At 36.3% G+C, this 21771-nt stretch carries 16 protein-coding genes; 2 read left to right on the forward strand and 14 right to left on the reverse strand.

Going from position 1 to position 21771, the window contains the following annotated elements; all coding sequences use genetic code 11:
- Positions 1 to 57: 57 nt before the first annotated feature.
- The 5 genes from DRZ96_RS02690 to DRZ96_RS02710 all read right to left on the reverse strand — a co-directional run bounded on the left by DRZ96_RS02690 (position 58) and on the right by DRZ96_RS02710 (position 6666).
- Positions 58 to 3483, reverse strand: a complete 3426-nt coding sequence (locus DRZ96_RS02690; RefSeq protein WP_112889483.1) for a pyruvate carboxylase — start codon at positions 3481 to 3483, stop codon at positions 58 to 60.
- Positions 3484 to 3932: 449 nt separating this feature from the next.
- Entirely contained in the window at positions 3933 to 4325 is a 393-nt protein-coding gene (gene rpsI / locus DRZ96_RS02695) for a 30S ribosomal protein S9 (RefSeq protein WP_112889484.1), read from the reverse strand.
- Positions 4326 to 4337: 12 nt separating this feature from the next.
- Positions 4338 to 4766, reverse strand: coding sequence for a 50S ribosomal protein L13 (rplM, locus tag DRZ96_RS02700; protein ID WP_112889485.1), 429 nt, complete (start codon positions 4764 to 4766; stop codon positions 4338 to 4340).
- Positions 4767 to 4871: 105 nt separating this feature from the next.
- Positions 4872 to 6377, reverse strand: coding sequence for a 4Fe-4S dicluster domain-containing protein (locus tag DRZ96_RS02705; RefSeq protein ID WP_070700563.1), 1506 nt, complete (start codon positions 6375 to 6377; stop codon positions 4872 to 4874).
- A 16-nt stretch (positions 6378 to 6393) separates the two neighbouring features.
- Complete coding sequence (locus tag DRZ96_RS02710; RefSeq protein WP_005957852.1) at positions 6394 to 6666, reverse strand: NAD(P)H-dependent oxidoreductase subunit E; 273 nt, start codon at positions 6664 to 6666, stop codon at positions 6394 to 6396.
- A gap of 116 nt (positions 6667 to 6782) precedes the next feature.
- Between DRZ96_RS02710 and DRZ96_RS02715 the strand changes: the two genes are divergently transcribed.
- Positions 6783 to 7427 (forward strand): Crp/Fnr family transcriptional regulator, encoded by a 645-nt coding sequence (locus DRZ96_RS02715; protein ID WP_112889486.1) that lies wholly within the window; start codon positions 6783 to 6785, stop codon positions 7425 to 7427.
- A gap of 23 nt (positions 7428 to 7450) precedes the next feature.
- Here DRZ96_RS02715 and DRZ96_RS02720 read toward each other — a convergent pair whose 3' ends face one another.
- From DRZ96_RS02720 to DRZ96_RS02730, 3 genes are read right to left on the reverse strand one after another with little or no spacing between them, the layout of a single operon-like run.
- On the reverse strand, positions 7451 to 7957 hold the full coding sequence (locus DRZ96_RS02720; protein ID WP_112889487.1) for a phosphatidylglycerophosphatase A family protein: 507 nt from the start codon (positions 7955 to 7957) through the stop codon (positions 7451 to 7453).
- Positions 7958 to 7965: 8 nt separating this feature from the next.
- Positions 7966 to 8463 carry a hypothetical protein gene (locus DRZ96_RS02725; protein WP_070700572.1) on the reverse strand — a complete coding sequence of 166 codons (498 nt, stop codon included), beginning with the start codon at positions 8461 to 8463 and terminating at the stop codon, positions 7966 to 7968.
- A gap of 8 nt (positions 8464 to 8471) precedes the next feature.
- On the reverse strand, positions 8472 to 9599 hold the full coding sequence (locus DRZ96_RS02730; RefSeq protein WP_112889488.1) for an FAD:protein FMN transferase: 1128 nt from the start codon (positions 9597 to 9599) through the stop codon (positions 8472 to 8474).
- A 593-nt stretch (positions 9600 to 10192) separates the two neighbouring features.
- Between DRZ96_RS02730 and DRZ96_RS11595 the strand changes: the two genes are divergently transcribed.
- Positions 10193 to 10783: a hypothetical protein gene (locus DRZ96_RS11595; RefSeq protein WP_236587216.1), complete on the forward strand. Its 591-nt coding sequence runs from the start codon at positions 10193 to 10195 to the stop codon at positions 10781 to 10783.
- On the opposite strand, the gene DRZ96_RS02735 is transcribed toward DRZ96_RS11595, so the two are convergent.
- From DRZ96_RS02735 to DRZ96_RS02755, 6 genes are all read right to left on the reverse strand, one after another.
- A complete protein-coding gene (locus tag DRZ96_RS02735; protein ID WP_236587217.1) occupies positions 10749 to 16259 on the reverse strand; it encodes a G5 domain-containing protein in 5511 nt (1836 codons plus the stop codon). The two genes, DRZ96_RS11595 and DRZ96_RS02735, sit on opposite strands and share 35 nt — an antisense overlap.
- A gap of 670 nt (positions 16260 to 16929) precedes the next feature.
- Entirely contained in the window at positions 16930 to 17565 is a 636-nt protein-coding gene (locus tag DRZ96_RS02740; protein ID WP_201621269.1) for an aminotransferase class IV, read from the reverse strand.
- Positions 17566 to 17578: 13 nt separating this feature from the next.
- Positions 17579 to 17854, reverse strand: a complete 276-nt coding sequence (locus DRZ96_RS10695; protein ID WP_201621262.1) for an aminotransferase class IV — start codon at positions 17852 to 17854, stop codon at positions 17579 to 17581.
- A gap of 791 nt (positions 17855 to 18645) precedes the next feature.
- Positions 18646 to 19653 carry an electron transfer flavoprotein subunit alpha/FixB family protein gene (locus DRZ96_RS02745; protein ID WP_112889489.1) on the reverse strand — a complete coding sequence of 336 codons (1008 nt, stop codon included), beginning with the start codon at positions 19651 to 19653 and terminating at the stop codon, positions 18646 to 18648.
- Between the two features lie 14 nt (positions 19654 to 19667).
- Entirely contained in the window at positions 19668 to 20468 is an 801-nt protein-coding gene (locus DRZ96_RS02750; protein ID WP_112889490.1) for an electron transfer flavoprotein subunit beta/FixA family protein, read from the reverse strand.
- Positions 20469 to 20486: 18 nt separating this feature from the next.
- Entirely contained in the window at positions 20487 to 21629 is a 1143-nt protein-coding gene (locus DRZ96_RS02755) for an acyl-CoA dehydrogenase (RefSeq protein ID WP_112889491.1), read from the reverse strand.
- Between the last annotated feature and the right edge of the window lie 142 nt (positions 21630 to 21771).

Raw genomic sequence — 21771 nt, forward strand, 5'->3', positions numbered from 1 at the left:
TCACACTTCCTTTATAAATCTCAAATCTTATTAATAAATTACCCCAGGATAAAGTTTTTATTCAAAATACATTAGTAGCTGGCCACTTTCCACCATGTCGCCTTCTCTTACTGTGATGTCTTTTACCTTTCCGTCAATATTTGCGACAATATTTGTTTCCATCTTCATGGCCTCAGCAATAAAGAGGCTGTCTCCCTTTTTAACCTCGTCGCCTTCAGCCACAAGGACTTTTACAATCTTGCCTGGGATAGAAGAGCCAACTTCTTTTTCATTTTTTGGATCTGCATAAATTTTTTCTTCCCCAAAGTTTTCCCCTGACTTAACAGTTTCGTCCTTAATGTTAATAGTTCTTCTTGAGCCATTTATTTCAAAAGTTAGGTTTCTTGTTCCGTCTTCTAATAACTTTCCAACTTCAATTAAAGTTACGATCAAAGTCTTACCTTCTTCAAGAGAAATTTCTGTGGACTCACCTTCCATTAGGCCGTGGAAGAAGACGTCTGAGCCTATTCTTGTGACCTCACCATTTTCCTTTATATAGTCAATATAGTCATCAAAAACTTTTGGATATAGGGCAGAAGAAATTATATCTTCTTCACTTGGCTTAATTCCCTTTTCTTCCAAGTGCTTTTTAATTTCATCAAAGTCTTCATCTTCAAGGAGTTCTCCAGGTCTTTTGGTTATTGCCTTTTCTCCCTTTAGAATCATTTCTTGTAGGTCCTTAGGGAAGCCTCCATAAGGTTGCCCCATCATTCCCTTAAAGTAAGTCATGACAGAATCTGGATAGTCTAGGTTCTTGCCCTTATCCAAGATATTTTCTGGAGTGAGTTCATTTTGCACCATAAATATGGCAAAGTCCCCAACCATTTTTGATGAAGGAGTTACCTTTACAATGTCTCCCACCATTTCGTTGACACGCTTGTACATTTCCTTTACGTCCTTAAACTTGTGACCAAGTCCAAAGGATTCAACTTGTGGCTTTAAGTTTGAATATTGACCACCAGGAATTTCGTACTTATAAATTTCTGTAGTTCCTGACTTCAAATCAGATTCAAAGTTTGCATAAACTGGCCTAACTGCAGTCCAATATTTTGAAATATCCTCTGCTTTGTCTAGGTCAATTTCTGTGTCCCTTTCTGTATTTTTAAGTGCAGCCACAACTGAATTTAGGGCAGGTTGTGAAGTGAGTCCACTCATGGAGTTAACTGCTGTATCCACAATATCAACTCCTGCTTCTGTTGCCTGAAGGATTGTTGCAACACCATTGCCAGTTGTGTCGTGAGTGTGAAGGTGGATTGGAAGTCCCACTTCTTCCTTTAGGTTTTTGATTAACTTCTTGGCTGCATAAGGTTTTAAAAGTCCAGACATATCCTTGATTCCAAGAATTTGTGCCCCAGTCCTTTCAAGTTCCTTGGCAAAGTCAACATAGTATTTAATAGAATACTTGTTCCTGTACTCGTCAAGGATATCCCCTGTGTAGCACATTGTAGCTTCTGCAATTTTTCCATTTTCAAGGACTTGATCTATGGAGAGTTTCATTCCATCTAGCCAGTTAAGTGAATCGAAAACCCTAAATAGGTCAACACCATTTTTAGCAGATTCTTTTATAAATTTTACAACAACATTGTCTGGATAATTTTTATAACCAACTGTGTTGTTGCCACGAATTAGCATTTGTAAGAGCATATTTGGCATTTTTTCACGAAGAATCCTAAGTCTTTCCCATGGATCTTCATGGAGGAACCTATAAGCAACATCAAAAGTTGCCCCGCCCCACATTTCCACAGAAAATAAATTGTCCATGTTGTAGTTTAAAGCCTCAGCAATCTTCACTAGGTCAATAGTCCTCATCCTTGTGGCCATAAGTGATTGATGGGCGTCACGCATAGTGGTATCAGTTAAAAGTAGCTTCTTTTCCTTTAAGATATGGTCCTTAATTCCATCAGGTCCAAGTTCGTCAAAAATTTGCTTGTAACCCTTGAAGTCCTTCTTTTCAAATTCTGGAACTTGTGGGACATCAAAGTTTTTCTCAAGGGCCTTAGTGTCGTTGACAACCCTCTCTCCAATAATCTTCATGAGCCTAAGTTCCTTGTCCTTTGAAGATTTAATTTCAAATAATTCTGGATGTTCCTCAATAAAACCTGTGTCGCAAGTTCCCTCTTCAAATTCCCTTGTATTTAAAACATTTAACAAGAATCCGATGTTAGTCTTAACTCCACCAACCTTTAATTCAGAAAGAGATCTCTTGGCCTTTCTTATAGTGTCCTTCCAAGTCCTTGCTTCAGTAATTACCTTGACAAGAAGAGAGTCATAATAAGGGGAAATAACTGCACCAGTAAAGCCGTTGCCCCCGTCAAGCCTTACTCCAAAGCCTGAAGATGACCTGTACAAATTAATTTGCCCAGTGTCTGGCATAAAGTTGTTGAGAGGGTCTTCTGTTGTCACACGACATTGGATAGAAAATCCCCTGTGGTCAATGGCATCTTGGCCACTGATTCCAATTTCTTCGCTGTCAAGCCTGTAGCCCATGGCAACCAATATTTGTGACTGAACAATATCTATATCAGTGCACATTTCTGTTACAGTGTGTTCAACTTGGACCCTTGGGTTTACCTCAATAAAGTAGTGGTCGCCCTTGGAGTCAACTAAAAATTCCACAGTACCAGCGTTGGAATAGCCAATAGACCTTGCAATCTTTAGGGCATCTTGGCAAATTTCTTCCCTAAGCTCTACTGGAAGAGAAAAGGCTGGAGTGTATTCAATTACCTTTTGGTGGCGTCTTTGGATGGAGCAGTCCCTTTCATAAAGGTGGACTACATTCCCATGTTCGTCTCCCAAAATTTGCACTTCAATGTGCTTTGGCTTGTGAAGGTATTTTTCAATAAACATGGAGTCGTCGCCAAAAGCCTTTTTCGCTTCATTCTTAGCAGATTGGAATTTTTCCAAAAGTTCCTCTTGGCTCTGGGCAATTCTCATTCCCCTACCGCCACCGCCAGCAGCAGCCTTAATCATTACAGGATATCCACAAGACTTGGCGAAGAGAAGAGCTTCATCTTCATTTCGAATTGGCTTCTCAATTCCAGGAATAGTGGCAACACCTGCTTCCTTTGCAACAATCTTTGAAGTGATCTTGTCCCCAAGCTTTTCCATAACTTCTGGACTAGGTCCAATAAAAGTAATTCCTTCTTCCCTGCACTTTCTTGCGAATTCAGGATTTTCTGATAAAAATCCGTAGCCAGGGTGGATAGCATCAACACCCTTTTTCTTTGCAAGACTAATTATTTCATCAATATCAAGATAGGCGTCAAGAGGCGACTTCCCCTTGCCAATCTCGTAAGACTCGTCGGCCTTTGTCCTAAAAAGAGCCAGCCTGTCCTCTTCAGAATAGATGGCAACTGAGCGAATCCCCATTTCTCTTGCTGCCCTGAAAATTCTAATGGCAATCTCTCCACGATTAGCAACTAAAATTCTTTTGAACTTTTTCATAACTTCCTCCCTTTTAGTTTTAGATATTATACAACAAATACAAACTAAAGTGTAGAAGTAATGTATGAAGAATTAGTCAATAAAAATAAGGACTTCCAAGGGTCCCTAAAAATTTTTATAATTTATTATTACTTAATATAGTTTTGCAAGTTTATAATTATTTACTAATTCATAAATTATTACAACTTCATAAGCTTTTACAACTTTATAAAATTTTACGACATTATAAAAAATTATAAACTCATAGGACTTCACGACTTTTTAAAAACTTATAGCTTCATAAAAATTTATAACTTTGTAAATGATGTTAAAGTAAGAGCAGACATTTGCTACAAATCGAAGTTCTTATATTTCGATTTTCTGAAGATGGTTTCCGTCTAAAAACATATAAAGAAATTTTAAAAAAAATAAGAACCCTTTCGCAAGGGCTCTTGTAAAATGATATAATATTATCTTTTTGAGAATTGAGGAGATTTTCTAGCCTTTTTAAGACCGTATTTCTTTCTTTCCTTCATTCTTGGATCTCTTGTTAGATATCCTGCTTTTTTAAGAACTGATCTGTATTCAGGGTCTACTTCTAGTAGAGCTCTTGCAACGCCGTGTCTAACAGCTCCTGCTTGTCCTGAGTATCCACCACCGATAACTTTTACGATAACATCGAAAGATGCTTCTGTTTCTGTAAGTTCTAGTGGTTCTTTTGCAACTATTCTTAGTGTTTCGTAGTTAAAATATTCTTCGATATCTTTACCGTTGATAATAAATTTTCCATTGCCAGGTAGAAGTCTAACTTGGGCGATGGATTTTTTTCTTCTTCCAGTACCTCTGTATTGTATAGTTTCCATTCTTACCTCCAATTAAAATTCATAAACTTCAGGTGCTTGTGCTGCGTGTGGATGTTCGTTACCAGTGTAAACTTTAAATTTTTTGATCATCTTTCTGCCTAGTCTGTTTTTAGGAAGCATTCCCTTAACTGCTAGTTCGATAACTTTTTCTGGTCTCTTTTCCATCATTTCAGCATATGAAACTTCTTTTCTTCCACCTGGGTATCCAGTATGATATGCGTGAATTTTTTGATGTAATTTATTGCCTGTCAATACAACCTTGTCAGCGTTAATTACAATAACAAAGTCTCCACAGTCCACATGTGGTGTAAAGATAGGTTTTCTCTTTCCTCTTAATACACTTGCGATTTCTGATGCTAATCTACCAAGGACTTTTCCTTCAGCGTCGATAACATACCATTTTCTTTCAACTTCATTTGCTTTAGCCATGTAGCTTTTCAATGAATTTTCCTCCTAAATTGTTTAAAAATTATTCCGGGGCTTTTTAAACATGACACATATTTTAGACTATAGAGTCTTATTTGTCAATATTTATGGGGATTTTTATTAAATACTTTCTCTTTCTTTTTCGATGTGGATATTTTCAAGTGGAGTTGGATAAGCTGACTCTTTCTTGAATTTTTCGATTTGCTTCTTAACTCTATTTACAGAAGCTATTGTTCCCACACCTGCTACACACCCACCAGGGCATGCCATACCTTCTAGTAGGTAGCCATCAAGCTTGCCTGCCTTGGCGATTTTTAACATCTTCTTACATTCTGCAAGGGTATGAGCTCCTTGGATGTGGATGTCTTTGTCTGGTGAAAGCTTTTCTGCCACTACCTTTACAGATTCGGCAACGCCACCTGCTATTGGGTAACCTCTACCAAGGGCAGATCCATCATCTACGTTTTCTTCTACTTCTATTTCAGATGGTTCAATGTTCTTAGCTACGAACATTCCCATTAGTTCTTCAAAAGTTATTACAAAGTCTACGTCTGATTTTACCTTTGTATCTAGGGCTTCAAGTTTCTTTGATGTACAAGGTCCAATGAATACTACTACTGCATCTGGATCTTTAGCCTTTATGTGGTTGGCTGTGTATCTCATTGGTGAACCTGAGTCTGATACTTGTTCAAAGAATTCTGGGAATTCATTTTTTATCATTAGTGTCCATGAGAAGCAGCAGCTTGTACCCATAAATGGAATGTCTTCTGGCACTCTTTCTAGATATTCTTTGGCTTCGTGAAGTGTTGTAAGGTCTGCTCCAAGAGCAACTTCTAATACATCTTCAAAGCCAAGTTGTTTTATTGCTTCTATTATTTGTTTGGCACTTGTGTTGGCACCAAATTGTCCTATGTAGGATGGTGCTATGGCTCCGTAAACTTTCTTTCCTGATTTTATTGCCTTTATAAGTTGGAAGATTTGTGTCTTGTCAGATATTGCTCCAAAAGGACATTCTGCTATACATCTTCCACAAGCAACACACTTATCATGGTCGATTTCTGCCCTGCCATATTCGTCTGATGAAATGGCATCTACCCCACAAGCAGCAGCACATGGTCTTTCGTATTTTACAATTGCTGAATATGGACATGCTTCTTTACATCTTCCACACCTAACACATTTATCTTTATCAATAATAGTTCTATCTTTACCCATAGAAATGGCATTTACAGGACAAACATTTATACAAGGGTGTGCAAGACACTTTCTGCAATTATCTGTTGTATAAAAAGCCTTAGTTGGACAAGCTTCGCAACCAAACTTTATAACATTTATTAGTGGTTTTTCGTAGGCATTTGTATCGATATCAACCTTGTCAAAACCGTCAGTCACATTTTTAAATACGCCAATCTCTCTAACATCTAGCCCCATTGCTAGTCTAAGTCTTTCGTCGACAACTGCCCTTTCTCTAAAGATATCAGATCTGTATTTTGCCACTTCGCCAGGTACAATCTTGTAGCTGGATTCTTCTAGGGCAGAAATATCTAAATCATTATAGGCAATTCTTGCAACTTCAGCAAAAACTTTTCTTCTGATGTCGACAAGTGTTCCATAAATTTCTTTCATCGCTTCCCCTTATTACTTATATTCTTAGTTTATCAATTATTTTAGCACTAACTTCTTGTGCAGTAGCCTTTAGCATTATCTCGTCGTCTACTATGACAACTGGTGATGCTTCGTTATTGTGAATCTTGCAATAGTTTAGACAATGTGCAAATTCAACTTCTAAATTTTCTGCAGAACATAGTTCGGACTCTGGTCCGCACAAATGATCTTGTAAGTACTCTACTGCGTCATAAATAGCATTAGCTCCCATAAGAGTGCATCTCGCACCCATGCAAATAGTAACTTTCATATATCCTCCTCATCACTCTATAAAGATAGTTTATCATTTAACAATCACTTCTTCAATCATTATAATTAATTTATGATAATTATGTTAATAATGCTAAAATATAGTAGAGGTGGGAAATGAAAGACATTGAAATTTTAAAAAATCTGGCCCTATTTAAGGGTCTTGATGATAATGAACTAATGGAAATAAAAAAATTTTTATCAAGCGCGAAGACTTACAAGTCCAAGGAAATAATTTTTAATACAGGAGACCCCATAAATTATTTTGGGATTTTATTAAGGGGTCAAGTGGACCTATCCATAGAAGACGTCTTTGGCAACAAGACTCTTCTTTCCAAGTTAAGAGGCCCAGCCCTCTTTGCCGAGTCTGTACTTATAAAAGATGTGGAAGAGATTCCCCTATCTGTTGTAGCAACAGAGGATTCAGAAGTCATCTTATTTGACTACAAGGCCTACAAGTCATCTGGGTCGTCTTCACTTGTAAAGGTCCAAGACAATCTCATAAAGATCTTGGCAGGTAAGAATTTATTCATGCGTGACAAGCTAAACCTTCTTAGCCTTCCATCTACTCGTGCAAAGATTTTATACTTTTTATCCAATGAAGCCCGCAAGAGGAAGTCAAAATATTTTGAAATTGATTTTAATATTAGCGAGCTGGCACAATTTTTAAATTTAAATCGTTCGTCACTTTCTCGTGAGCTTTCAAAACTAAAAAAAGAAGGACTCATTGATTATGACAATAAGACCTTCCGCATTTTATAATTATTTAATTCTAATCTATAAATTTATTCTTTATTTTGATGGGCTACTCTTGCACAGGCTGCCGCAGCAATAGCTGCCACCAAGTCGTCGGCAAAAGTAGTCACTCTTTCTACTTTTTTCTTTTCGTCTAATTCCTTGATTATGCCAATTTTTTTCTTATCTAGGTAACCAAAGTTAGTAAGACCAATTGTCCCATACATATTCACAATTCCAAGAGTAAGGATTTCGTCAATCCCATAAAGGCCTTCGTCATCTCTTATAATTGACAAGAGGGGTTCAGGTAGCTTGCCTTCATTGGCCAAGTCGTCAAGGGCAAGTCCTGTTAAGATTGCGTGGATAGATTCCCTCTTCATAACAACACTCTCCACACTTTCAAGGCACCTTTCCAGACTCAAGTCCACAATATAATCTCCCTGCAATTCTTGCACGAGTTTCGCAATTTCTACTAATTCTATTCCAAAGTCCTCTAATCTCTTTACTGTAAGTTCATAGAGTTCTTCCATGTCGTATTTATAAAATTTTCCTGTCATAGATCCTCCTATCTTCTTCTCATTCTCGCCCTATTTCTTCTTATCATCTTGGCTCTTGAGATTTTAATTGAAATCCCATAGATAAAGCCAGGTATAAGGGTTGAAATAAAAAGGCTTAGGGGGTTGTAAGATATTCCCAAAACCTTAATAGCGTAAACTTGGGGCATCAAGAAAAATTCTAGTGGAAACTTCCAATAGGATCCACCTACTGACCTTGAGAAGACTTCCTTGCCCAGGCCAACAAAGGCAAAGGCAAATAAGATTAGGCCAATTAGCCAAATCAAATTACCTGCAAAGAAGTCCAAGCTCCTGGCATTCTTCTTGGAGAGTCCCTTGCCAAAGTTAAAATATAGGATAAGAATAAGTCCCACCAAAATAACCTTGAAAGCAAGGTTCCCATATACAAGTCCCCTTACCTGGCTAGACAAATTAATAAGGCTAGCTATGGCGAAGACTATAAAGACTATTAAGATGTGAAAAATTAAGCCGCGAGTATTATTCCTCATAATAACTCCTATTTATCCAAATATTTTTCCGCATTTTCTGATGCCATCATCTTCATGTCCTTGTCCACCCAAACAATTCCTGCATCAGATTTCTCTGCCAAATCTCTTATTTCATCATCAGTGGAATTAAAGGCAGCAGTTGACAAGAAGTCACAAAGTCCAGAGTCATCCTTGATTACAGTCACAGATTTAATTTCATGAGCTGGCTTTAGAGTGTCTGGGTCAATGATGTGACAGTATCTCACACCGTCAAGGTCAAAGTACCTTTGGTAGTCACCACTTGTGACAATAGAAGTGTTGGCAACATTTAAAGTCGTCAAAACTTGTTCAGGGCTTTCTAGATCTGGGTTTTGGATTCCAATCCTAAAGTTTTCTCTGCCATCTGTTGGCTTGCCAATAATTCTCACATTTCCACCAGCAGAAATTACGCAAGAAGTAACTCCCCTTTCACGAAGTTCTTGGGCCACAAGTTCTGTAGCATAACCCTTGGCAGTGGCACCAAGGTCTAGTTCCATTCCCTCTTCAAGGTAGACAGATTTTTCCCCTTCATCTAATTTTACATTATCAATGTTTGTAAGTGGACGTAGTTTTTCCAGCTCTTCATCACTTGGAAGGGCTTGTCCCTTTAGGGCAATGACTTCTTCCTTAGTCTTTCCTCCTTCGTAAAGGTCCCTATATTCATTCCAAAGTTTTGTAACAGGTCCAAGGGCAACATTTGTGTTGTGAGATATATTTTTGTAGTCATCAACAGAAGTTTTTATTAGGTCAAATAAAACATCATCAACCACCACTGGCTTTACACCAGCTTCATCGTTAACTGTCTTTAAATTCACAAGACCATCATAGTTCTTGTAGTTGTCAAAAAGCTTGTGGAGGTCTTGGTATCTTTCCTTGGCATAGGTCAAATTTTCCTTGGCAAAGTCATCGTCGTCAGTGTAAATTGCAATGTGGATCACAGTGTCAAAAGTGTCGTAGAATTCAATCTCTTGCTTGTCCCCATCCTTGTTGACTTCAAGAGATGCCACACTTTCATTTGAATTTGTGTTTTCATTTTTTATATTGTTTGCTCCCTGGTTCTTGCAGCCAGATAAAATTAAAAGACCGCTAAGGCCAAGAGCCATTAAAGTTTTTTTCATAATATCACCTTTCTCTATAATACCATTTAAGTCGCCATTTTTACAATAACTTTACTTGCCAGCCCTATTTTTCTTATTAAAATTTTTATTTTAATTTGCTTTTTAAGTTTTTTAATTTTTTCTAAGTTCACAATTTCTTACTACTTAACAAAAAGATTTGACTTGGTAAAAATCTTTTAGGCAATAAAAATATCCCAAGTCCTATTAAATTTCTAGTTAATAAATTATTAATGTTATAAAAAATTTTTCCAACTTCATAAAATATTTTAAAGTCATAAATAATTACAAACTCACAATAAATTATCCCTTCAAAAATTCATCTTAGCTCTGAAATTTTAAAAATATATTTTATAAGCCCTCTCTAAATATTTGAAAATTTCTATCTATAAAACCATAAAAACCATAAAAAAAGACAGCCCTTAGGACTGTCTCTAAAAATTAATTTTTATTCTTCATCTTCTTTTCTTCTCTTAAATCTCTTTAATAGAAGTAATAGACCTGATGCAAATCCAGCGGATGCAGTTTCCATTGCAAGGCCAGCGTCGCCTGTCTTAGGTGCCTTGTCATCGCTTGTAACTTGTCTTTCGATGCCCTTGTTCTTAACAAGATTATCATCTTCAAGATTTTCTTTCTTTTCTACTTCTCTAGTTTCTTCAGGAGTAGAATTCTTTTCAATATCCTTTACATCTTCAGTCTTTGGTTTTTCTGGAGATTCTTGTGGAGAATCCTTTGGATCTTCACTTGGGTTTTCTACAATCTTGTTAGGAGTCTTATCTTCTGGTTTGTTAGGAGTCTTATCACCTGGTTCAGAAGTTTGGTTTGGTTTATCTTCTCCTGGTCTAAACGGATCTTTATTTCCTGGTTTAGAAGGAGTGTTGTTTCCTGGTTTATTAGGATCTCCCTTATCTGGGTCCTTGTCTGGATCCTTTGAATCTTCTTCACCTGGTTCCTTATCTGGATCCTTTGGATCTTCTTTACCTGGGTCCTTGTCTGGATTTTTTGAATCTTCTTCACCTGGGTCTTTGTCTGGATCTTTTGGATCTTCTTTACCTGGGTCTTTGTCTGGATCTTTTGGATCTTCTCCAGGTTTTACTGGTGGAATTTCACAAACATTTTTAGTTCCAACTCTAACTATCTTGTCTTGTTTTTCTATAAGAGTTTCAGTATTTTCAGAAACTTTTTAGAGTTTTCAACCTTAACAGTGGTCTTAGTTTTTCCTACTATGCCTTCTTTATCTACTACAGTTTTTCCAGCTTCAAGATTAGGATCTTCTATGACCTTAATATCGTAAGCTTGTTCGCTTTCATAAGTGAATTCGCCATCTGTCTTAGAACCATATTCAACAACCTTGTTCTTTGGTTCAACTCTTTCTTCTTTTACTTCAAGCTTACCAGTTTTCTTGTTGAAGGTTGTAGTATATTTTACAGAACCCTTAGAGCCTTCTTCGATAACTTTTTCTTCGCCAACTTTTAGTTCTGGATTGTGTTTGTACTCAGTGTTGTTACCAAGTTCAGTTTCTTTAACAACTGGTTTTACACCAACTCTAACTATCCTATCTTCTTTATCTTTAATAGTTTCAGTTGTTTTAGAAGTTTCTCCATTACCATCAGTTATATTAGTTGTAACTGTTACTTTTTCCTTACCAATTACACCTTCTTTATCTACAACTTGGCTTCCAGCATCAAGATTTTCATCATAAGTTATCTTAGTTTCGTAAGGAATATCTTTTTCCACAGTTTCTACTGTTGAGCCTTCTGCAACTTTTGTACCTATACGGACAATATGGTTTTTAGGTTGAGAGTTTATTTTTTCGTTTAGTTGCTTTGGATCTCCATTTGGTTGACCATTTTTAATATCTTGTTCATAGTAAGTTGTCTTAGATCCGGCTTCGCCTTTTTGGTCTACAATTTTTTCGCCTTTAGCAAGATTTGGATCTTCTTTAATTTCTACTTCAAATGGAAGTGGACAAGTCTTTTCATACTTGTAAGTTCCTGTAAAGTCTTTAGTACCTACAATAATCTTTTGAGTTGCATCTTTAACTATTTCTTCTTCAGTAGTTGTCACTTCCCCTGTCTTAGGATCGTATTTGTTGACAATCTTTGTTTCAACCTTGCCCTTAGTCAACTCGCCAACTTGAACTACACCTTTGTCAAGATTTGGATTATATTCATATTCAACTTTTACATCTACATCTTGTGCGTAATCCTTATTATTTTCAGCTGGCTTTGTACCTACCTTGATTACTTTTTGAGTAGGATTTGTTGTTGATGTTACTTCAGAAGAAAGTTCGCCCTCAGCCTCTCCATTTCTAATTCCTTGAGTATATTTTGTTGTCTTGGATCCGGCTTTACCTTCTGTAACTACTTCGCTTGTTCCAGCTATCATGTTTGGATCTTCAATTACTTTTACATCATAAGGAATTTCTTCTGTCACTTCGTGGCTTACGTTTCCTGTAAAGTCTTTCTTTCCAACTCTTATCTTAGCATTGGTTGCCGGTGTGTGTTCTGTTACACTTGTAGAGTCTTCAACTACTTCAGAGTTTTTGATAGTCCATTCAGTGGTTTTAGATCCTTCTTTACCTTCAACATCAATGACATATTCTCCAGCCTTTAAGTTTTCATCATATTCAATTTCATACTTATATGGAAGTTTTTCTGTATAAGAGTGTTTGCCATCAGTCATAGTACCTACTCTTATGATTTGGTTTTGTACTTTTTTAGTTTCTTCAGTAACTGGATCTTCGCTTCGTACAACTTCACCATTTTCTATATGTTTCTTAGTTGTTGTAGTCGTTTCTCCATTTACTCCAGCTTGATCAACTACTTTTTCTCCAGCTTTAAGGTTACTATCAAAGACGATTTCTGTTTCATAAGGAACGATGTTCTTATCTACTTCTTCATATGCTCCAGTAAAGTCTTTCGTTCCAAAGGTAACCTTTCTCTTTCCTGGGATTACTTCAATCTCTTCAGTAGTTTCAATTTCTCCTGTTTCAGGATTATATTTATTGACAACTTTTGTTATAACCTTGCCTGGTACCAGCTCTTCAATATTACGATAACCTTTTTCTTTAGTGTTGTCATAAACATATTCTACTTCAACACCAACTTCGCGTTCGTAGGTCTTTTCGTTATTAGCTGTTTTTGTACCAATTTCAATAATTTCTTCTTGTGGAGCTACATATTTATCAGTAAGTTCTTTTTCAGTAAATTGTGTACCTTCTTTTAAGGAACCATTTATAATATCGCCAGAGTATTCAAATGTCTTAGAACCTGCAACCCCTTTTTGCTTAACATTAGATTTGCCTGCTTCAAGTTCTGGATTTTCTACTACTCTTACAGTGTATGGTATTTCTTTAGTTACAATGTTTTTTACAGTGCCGGAGTAGTCTTTTTGTCCTACTTTAATTACAGCGTCTACTGGATCTGTTATTTTAACTTCTGGATCTCCTACTTTTTCTGAATTGACAATAGTCCAAGTCTTTGTATTTTCTCCTTCTTTACCAGGAGTTACAATCTTGTAGTTTTCTGTAGCATCCGGATAGTTCTTGTAGAAGTCAGGATCAAATTCTACCTTGTATCCAAATGGAATCTTATCTGTGTCCACAAGTTGACCTTGAGTCTTTGTACCGATTTTAATTTTCTTCTTTTTAGCCTCTTTAGTAACATTTTGATTTACAGTAATTGTTCCATCTTCATTTCTTGTTGTGGTGATGGTCACTTCACCCTTTTCACCATCATTCACAAGTTCGGTTTTTCCTGCTTCTAGGTTGTTGTCAACTTCATATTCTGTATCAAATGGAATTTCTACCTTTGTTGTAGCTGGCTTTGTACCGATTTTTATAATTCTTTTTGTAGGCTCTTTTGTCGTTTCAACAACAATTTGACTTTCCCCTTCTTTAAAAGTTCCGTCTTGTTGGAAAATACCTTTTTTGCCATTTAGGGTATCTTGAACGAAAGTTATCTTTAGTTCTCCCTTTTGACCAGCTTGTGTTTCTTGGAAGTGACCTTCTTGAAGATTTTCGTCGTATACGACCTCTGTTTCATAAGGTATTTCCGAAGTTGTAGTTTCATTGGTTAAAGTCTTGTGTTGCTTTGTGGCAATAAACTGTGCCTTAATCTCTTCAGTTTTTTCTTCACCTGTCGTTTGGTCAGTGTATTTTACCTTGACAGGAACAGTTAATTTTTCGCCACCATTGATTTCCTTACCACCAGGAAGATTTGTAGGAAGGGTTGCTGTTACAGCACCAGTTTTTTGGTCGATAGATACATTCCAAACATTGCCCTTATTGTCTTTAAAGGTATCACCAATAAGTTCGTAGGACTCCGGTTGGTTTTTCTTTAAGTCTTCTTCACTAGTTGTAACAATTGGTTTATTAACTAAGGAGTTGCCTTGTGGTCCTACTTCTGCCAAGTATTCTGGTTTGTTGTTGTTAGTTTCTTGAACAACAAAATGGAACCAGTGAGTGTCTGTAGAACCATTTGTGTAAGTGTATTCAACAGGTAGGGCTAAGAAGTCTCCGGCCTTGGCTTGTTTTGGAGCTCTTATTGTAAACTTTGAAATATTGTCAGACTTACCAACAACCGTCCAGCGTTTGTCTTTATATTCGTCGCTTGTGATAAATTCCTTATAATCAACTCCTAAATCATCAGCAATTTGTTTATTGGCTATATCAAGGAATTCTGCTTTTAGTTTGCCAGAAGCTTCTCCACGACTATAAGCGCCGTCCATTTCTGCACCGGTTTTTTGAGTACCTCCGGTTTCTGCCGGATCTTGTATCTCGACACTAAAGTCTTCACCGGGTATTACTTTTGTAGAAGTGTGTTCATCAAGTGTATTTCCTTTATCGTCTTTGAATTCTTGCTCGTAGTGTCTTGTGTCGTCAAGGTTTAGGTTGAACTTACCAATTAGATTGTAGTGGTCGTAGCGGTCAATGCCTTGCTTGTCGATTTCTATATCTATGCCTTTGTGGTTGATTGTTCCTGTACCGGCATCTGTTCCTACATACTTTGCATCACCATTGGTAAATTCATTGTTTTTAGTAGCTACATTTTCAAACTCAGCTTTAGTTCTAGGACGGGCAAAAAATCTGACATCTAGATGTTGGATGCCCTTATAGTCAGCTGTGTTAAAAATAGACTCTTCATCTACTACATACTTGCCACTTGCATCCTGTTTTAGGGCGCCCTTAGGCATTTTTACCTTAACAATACCATTTTCGTCAATATAGGCACTGGCGCCCGGTACGACCTTGCCTGTGTTTGGATTATAAACTTGGCCTACTAGTCTTTCCTTTGCATTGTCATCTAGGTTTTCTACTTTAATCTTTGTATCTACTTCTTGGCCTTTGACAAAGACCTTGTCCTTGTACTCTCCTTCTAGCTTAATTAATTGGAGTTTGTCATTTTCATTTGGCCATGGGTTGACTGTAAAAATAAAGCTAGCATTATTCCCTTGAGTAGCTTTCAGACCATTAGGATTATCAGCTTTGTATTTGCCTTGCCAAGCCATGGTTGTATTGTCATTAGCTGTGTTATTGATATGCTTTAGGTCTTCTTCACTAGCCCAAATATTCACATTCCTTTGTTTTCCTGAAGACGTTATATCAAGATCAGCTTCAGCCTTGTAGTTAGGGTCTTTGAAGCCATCAGCAAGCTTTTTTCCTTCATCATTTGATGGGTTAGAGCCATTATCAAGTACTCCTCCAAGAAGTCCAGAATTGGTAAAGCCAATCTCCGTATAGGTCCTTTGGCCCTTTTCTTTGTCGATTTCTATTTCAATACCAAACTTTTTCTTGTCTGGACTATCGGCACCCGGTTCTAGGGTCTTGTAGCGAGCTCCGTCCTTAAAATCCATATCAGGATTATTTGCTTCAGTATTGGTTGGACCACCGGAAACTAGGTTGCCATTTTCATCTACTTGGCCCGGTTCCATTTGGCTTTCGCGGTAGTCTCCTACCTTCTTTTCATCGCCGGAATAGTTTGGTTCAGCTGGTTCCGCTTGTTTAGCTTCTGCAGGCTTTTCATCAGAAAAACCTAGATTGCTATCTCCTTGAGTTTTTTCCTCTATATTGCTTTTTTCAGGAATTTTAGCATCTTTATTTTTAGTAGCTTCAGTTTCCCCATCTTTTCCTTCTGCATTTCCTTCAGAAGCTGTAGAAAATTTATCACCATTAACTTCAGTAGCTTCAACTTGCCCATCTTTTCCTTCTACATTTCTTTCAGAAATTGGAGAAAATTTATCACCATTAGCTTCATTTTCAGATTCTCCTGTTGAACCTAGAGGCTCATTTACATTTTCTTCTCCAAGCTCTAATGTAGAATCTTTTTCTTCTCCATACTTTGAAAAAGTTGTATTTTCATCTTTTGTCCTAGAAGTATCTTCAGTTACGTCTGAACTTCCTTCTTCTGTAGCTTCAGTATCTTTTTTGCCTTCTTTTTTAGTATCTTGACTACTTGATACTTCTTCCTTAGAAGTAGGACTTTCAGTATTATTACTTTCTTTTGATTCTTTAACTGTTCTTTCTATAGTAGCTTTAGCTGCGCTTCCTGCTATTCCAGTATCTGATGCTGCATCTACTTTTACAGACATTGATATTGACATCACTGTCGCCATAGAAAGTACGGCAAAGACCTCTTTACCATTCTTAATTGGGTTTTTCATCCTTTACTATCTCCTTTTAAAATATTTAAATATTTTATTCAAAATATCTTCTTTAACTATATTTATAGAACTTATAAATAATAAGTATTTTAAGCAAGTAAAAATCCGTAGATTTAATTATTAAAATTTACGGATTATAGTTTACTTCTATAGTCCTGTATACTACATTATACCATTAAAATAGCAAAGTTAAGCTTTTTTACAAGTTTTTTTCAAGCTTCAATTAAGTTCTTTTCACATTCATTAGATGATTTTTGTATTTTATTTTGCTCACTCAATTGCACCAATAAATTATTGTTTTCTTTCTTTGGCTTCTGATTTTTTATTCAACTGGATTTTCTGGCTATTTTATACCATTTTGTTCTCCTTTATCTATTTATAGATTTATATTAAATTTACTTTCTCTTAGGTAAAATTGTTTTTTTATTTTTTTATTTACTTTTTGAAAAATTTTTTATCGATTATCCCTGCTCATCTATACTTAATGTTTTTGTAATATTTCTTCTTTGTCTTATTGGTAAGAAATTAAGGAAAAATTGTTTTTAAGACATATGTTTCTTCATAATTTTCTTCTTGATTTATATCTGTTTTCCTATAGATTATTCATCAGAAAATTCTTGCCAATAAAAAAAGTCAGTGGCTTGATCCACTGACTCATATCTTATAATATTTATTTTTCGTAAACTGGCCTTAGGGCATCCATATATTTTGGATTTCTGCCATGTGTTAGGTCTGCAAAAAGTTTTTTGAGTTCTAGGCACACCTTGCCTGGCTTGCCGTCGGCAACTTTGATGTCGTCAACTTCAACTACTGGAGCAACTTCCATTGCTGTTCCTGAGAAGAAGACTTCGTCTGCGTTATAAAGTTCTGTCCTTGCAATGGATTTTTCCACACATTGGATTCCTAGTTCTTCTTCTGCAAGTTTCATTACAAGGTCTCTTGTGATTCCTTCTAAGATGTCATCTGATGCTGGAGGAGTCATTAGCTTGCCCTTCTTGTATAGGAAGATATTTTCTCCAGGTCCTTCACATACAAAGCCATTTCTATTTAATAAAACTGCTTCGTCGTAGCCATTTTTTGTAGCTTCAAAGGATGCTAGGGCTGAATTTAGGTAGCCTGCTGTGGCCTTTGTTCTTGGTGGCAACATGTTGTCTGCTATCCTTACCCACGATGATACCTTTACCTTGAAGGCTTCTTTGTCAATGTACTTGCCCATGGGTTGTAGGTAGATTACTACGCAGTCATCTTCGTGTCCGTGTAGGCTAATACCAACAGTTTTTCCGTCTTTGTAGGCAATTGGTCTGATGTATGTTGTTTCTCTAAATCCATTTTTTTCTTAGGAGCTCGATTGTGTAGTCTGCTAATTCTTCTGCTGTATAGCCTACTTCTAGGTTGGCAACTTTAGCCGATTGTAAAAATCTCTCGTAGTGTTCCACAAGTTTGAAAGCATAGAGTTGTTCTTCTTCTTCGTTCCAGTAGGCACGAATACCTTCGAAGACTCCTAGACCGTAGTTGACAACCTTGGACCTAATGCTTATAGACACCTTTTCTTCTTCTACTATTTCCCCATTATAAAATACATAGGACTTATTCATCTTTCTTCCCCCCATTTTATTTTTTATATTTTTCAAGTATTAATCAATTTAGTCTGATAATTTGTTTGCCTTAAAAAATATTAAAGAACATTTTAACACTTTCTCCTGCAAAATCCTAGTATTTTTATCAAAACTTTATTTCTTTGAACTTGTCTTCCTCAATATTTTTTATTCAGGAAATTTATAGTTTTAATAAATTTTGCCTTGGACTTTATCTTTTTTTTCACATTAAACTTAATTGGGTTTTTATTCTGAGTTTATTTTTATCTTTCAATTGATTTTGTAATTTAAGGTCTTTTTAATTCATAACTTTAGAATTATTTGTTACTTTGTAATTTTTTGTAACTCTTTGCTTTTCTTTCACTTTGTAATTTCTAGTGAATCTGTGATTTACTCCCACTTTCTAAAAATCTATAAGTCAATATTTTTTCTTACTTAATTAACTTTCACGCCTTCATAATTTTTTTCTCACTTATTAAACTTTCACGCCTTCATAATTTTTTCTTACTTATTAAATTTTTCCTATTTCAAAATTTTCTATTAAGTCACTAAGTCTTACTCCCCTATAGTTTTTTATTAAGTCACACTTCTTTATGACTTTGCCATATATTTCTACTTAATAAATTTATATAGCTTTCTGATTTTTTAATTTTCACATCTTAGGACTTTAGATTTATTTGTAAGTTTATAAAGACTTATCATCTCTTAAACTTTACAAGACTCATAATTTTTGCAGCAAAAAAGAGACTACAAATTTGTAGCCTCTTCTTATAATTAAAATTTAATTTAGATTAAATTTCTGCTTTAATTTTTTGTTCTCTTTCAATAGCTTCTACTAGTTTTGGAACAACTGCGTTGATGTCTCCAACTACTCCTAGGTCAGCTACTTCGAAGATCGCTGCTTCTGGGTCCTTGTTAACAGCTATGATAAGGTCAGAGTCTTCCATACCTGCAACGTGTTGGATTGCTCCAGAGATACCCATTGCGAAGTAAAGTTCTGGTCTAACTGTCTTACCAGTTTGTCCAACTTGGTGATCTTTTGTGATCCAACCAGAGTCTACTGATGCTCTTGATGCAGAGATTTCTGCTTCTAGCTTGTCAGCAAGTTCTTGAAGTGGTTTGAATCCTTCTGGTCCACCAATTCCACGTCCACCAGATACAAGGATCTTAGCTTCTGTGATATCTTTCTTGTGTGATTCTTCTTTTGCAATATCAAGAATTTTAACATTCATGTCAGCATCTGTGAAGTCAACTTTGAATTCTTCAACTTCGCCTTTTCTTGAATCGTCAGAATCAAGTGCTTGCATAACGCCTGGTCTTACTGTAGCCATTTGTGGTCTAAAGTCTTCACAAACGATAGTAGCCATTAGGTTACCACCAAATGCTGGTCTTGTCATCATTAGGTTTTTAGATTCTGGATCTATTTCTAGTTTTGTACAGTCAGCAGTAAGTCCTGTGTGAATTCTTGCTGCAAGTCTTGGAGCAAGGTCACGACCTATTGATGATGCACCGTAAATCACGATTTCTGGTTCTTTATCTTTAATTATTTTTGTTATTGCCTTTGCGTAAGGTTCAGTAACATATTCTTTTAGGATAGGGTCTTCTACTACGATTACCTTGTCTGCGCCGTGTTTAATAAGAGTTTGTGCGTGGTCTTTAACCTTGTCACCAAGGATAACACCAACAACATCTTGTTCTAGAGCGTCAGCAAGTTCTCTTGCCTTTCCTAGAAGTTCTATTCCAACTTTTTCAAGTTTATTGTCTCTTTGTTCTATAAATACAAATACATCTTTACTCATTTTTAAACCCCCAATTAGATAATATACTTTTCTTGAAGTTTAGCAACGATAGCTTGAGCTGCTTCGTCAGCAGTTAAGTCAGTTAAAAGTACGCCCTTACCTTTACCTTGTTTAGGGAAAGATTTTCTAACTTTTGTAGGTGAACCCTTAAGTCCTATGTTTGCCATATCAAGTTTGTCTTTAATATCTTCTAGACCCCAAACTTTGATTTCTTTTTGGTAAGATTCAAATACTTTACCAATTGTCATATATCTAGGTTCAGCTAATTCTGCGATTGCAGTAATTAGGCATGGGAATTTAATATTAATTGTGTGGTATCTGTCTTCGAATTGTCTCTTAACTGTAATACCCTTTTTGTCTTCATCAAGGTCAAGTTCTTCTACATAAGAAACTTGTGGAACTCCAATGTGTTCTGCGATTTGTGGTCCAACTTGTGCAGTATCACCGTCGATTGCTTGTCTACCACAGATGATTAGGTCAAAATCAAGGTGTTCAAGTGCTGCAGTGATTGTACAAGATGTTGCCCAAGTGTCAGCTCCACCAAAAGCTCTATCAGATACTAGGATTCCTTCATCAGCGCCCATTGCAAGTGCTTCTCTTAGTGCACCTTCTGCTTGTGGAGGTCCCATTGATAATACTGTTACGTGAACATCATCTGGATTTTCATCTTTAAGTCTAAGTGCAACTTCTAGACCTGACTTATCATCAGGGTTTATAATACTTGGTACTCCGTCCCTAATAAGTGTATTAGTAACAGGGTCAAGTCTAACTTCATTAGTATCAGGTACTTGTTTAATACATACTACTATATTCATTTATATTACTCCTTCCGATTATTTAACGCCCATCCAGCCAGATACAACCATCTTCATTACTTCAGATGTACCTTCGTAAATTTCTGTAATCTTAGCATCTCTCATCATTCTTTCTATTGGATAGTCACGAGTGTATCCGTATCCACCGAATAATTGTAGACATCTTCTAGTAATATCACTAGCTGCATCAGCTGCAAATAATTTAGCCATTGCTGCAAAGTGTCCGTAAGGAAGGCCTGCTCCCTTAGCGTCTGCTGCTCTATAAACTAATAGTTGAGCTGCTTCTGCAGTTGTCTTCATATCTGCAAGTTCAAATTGAGTGTTTTGGAATTGAGAAATTCTTCTGCCGAATTGTTTTCTTTCAGTAGTGTATTTTACAGTTTCATCAATTGCACCTTCAGCAATTCCTAGTGCTTGAGATGCGATTCCAATTCTACCACCATCAAGTGTCTTCATAGCGATAGCGAATCCCTTACCTTCTCTTCCAAGAAGATTTTCTTTTGGTATTCTACAGTCTTCAAAAATAAGTTCGCAAGTAGAAGATCCTCTGATACCCATCTTGTCTTCTGGTTCACCAACAGTGAAGCCTGGAGTTCCTCTTTCAACTATGAAAGCTGAAATTCCGTGGTTACCCTTAGATCTGTCTGTCATTGCAATAACGATAAATACATCAGCAAATCCAGCGTTTGTTATAAATATTTTTGAACCGTTAAGTACATATTCGTCTCCATCAAGTACAGCAGTTGTTCTTTGACCACTTGCGTCAGTACCAGCACCTGGTTCAGTAAGTCCGAAAGCACCAAATTTTTTACCTGCTAGTAAGTCTGGTAAGTATTTTTTCTTTTGTTCTTCTGTTCCGTTTTCATAGATTGGAGCACAGCAAAGTGAAGTGTGAGCTGAAACAATTACACCAGTAGTAGCACATTTCTTAGAAAGTTCTTCTACTGCCATAGCATAAGCTAGGTAGTCAGCACCTTGTCCACCGTATTCTTTAGGAAATGGTATTCCGAAGAAACCATATCTGGCCATCTTTTTAACATTTTCCATAGGAACTTCTTCAGTTGCATCTACATCAGCAGCAACTGGTTCTACTTCATTTTCAGCAAAAGCGCGATACATTTGTTGTAATAATAGATGTTCCTTATCCAATTTTAAATCCATTTAAAATCCCCCTAACAATAATTTAAAGAATGTTATTTAATTAACATACGTTATTTCTATTATAACATTCTGTCTTAGTTTTTCAAGACTTTCTTTATTTAAAAACTTTTATTTAAAAACAATTTCCTATTTGATAAAAAAT

The organism is Peptoniphilus harei, from assembly GCF_900454685.1.
GTDB classification, from domain to species: Bacteria; Bacillota; Clostridia; order Tissierellales; family Peptoniphilaceae; genus Peptoniphilus_A; species Peptoniphilus_A harei.

What these genes read in the sequence shown, in the direction of transcription:
- DRZ96_RS02690 (WP_112889483.1), bottom strand. Translation starts at nt 3,483, where the DNA reads ATGAAAAAGTTCAAAAGAATTTTAGTTGCTAATCGTGGAGAGATTGCC.
- rpsI (WP_112889484.1), bottom strand. Translation starts at nt 4,325, where the DNA reads ATGGAAACTATACAATACAGAGGTACTGGAAGAAGAAAAAAATCCATC.
- DRZ96_RS02705 (WP_070700563.1), bottom strand. Translation starts at nt 6,377, where the DNA reads ATGAAAGAAATTTATGGAACACTTGTCGACATCAGAAGAAAAGTTTTT.
- DRZ96_RS02710 (WP_005957852.1), bottom strand. Translation starts at nt 6,666, where the DNA reads ATGAAAGTTACTATTTGCATGGGTGCGAGATGCACTCTTATGGGAGCT.
- DRZ96_RS02715 (WP_112889486.1), top strand. Translation starts at nt 6,783, where the DNA reads ATGAAAGACATTGAAATTTTAAAAAATCTGGCCCTATTTAAGGGTCTT.
- DRZ96_RS02720 (WP_112889487.1), bottom strand. Translation starts at nt 7,957, where the DNA reads ATGACAGGAAAATTTTATAAATACGACATGGAAGAACTCTATGAACTT.
- DRZ96_RS02725 (WP_070700572.1), bottom strand. Translation starts at nt 8,463, where the DNA reads ATGAGGAATAATACTCGCGGCTTAATTTTTCACATCTTAATAGTCTTT.
- DRZ96_RS02730 (WP_112889488.1), bottom strand. Translation starts at nt 9,599, where the DNA reads ATGAAAAAAACTTTAATGGCTCTTGGCCTTAGCGGTCTTTTAATTTTA.
- DRZ96_RS02735 (WP_236587217.1), bottom strand. Translation starts at nt 16,259, where the DNA reads ATGAAAAACCCAATTAAGAATGGTAAAGAGGTCTTTGCCGTACTTTCT.
- DRZ96_RS10695 (WP_201621262.1), bottom strand. Translation starts at nt 17,854, where the DNA reads ATGAATAAGTCCTATGTATTTTATAATGGGGAAATAGTAGAAGAAGAA.
- DRZ96_RS02745 (WP_112889489.1), bottom strand. Translation starts at nt 19,653, where the DNA reads ATGAGTAAAGATGTATTTGTATTTATAGAACAAAGAGACAATAAACTT.
- DRZ96_RS02750 (WP_112889490.1), bottom strand. Translation starts at nt 20,468, where the DNA reads ATGAATATAGTAGTATGTATTAAACAAGTACCTGATACTAATGAAGTT.
- DRZ96_RS02755 (WP_112889491.1), bottom strand. Translation starts at nt 21,629, where the DNA reads ATGGATTTAAAATTGGATAAGGAACATCTATTATTACAACAAATGTAT.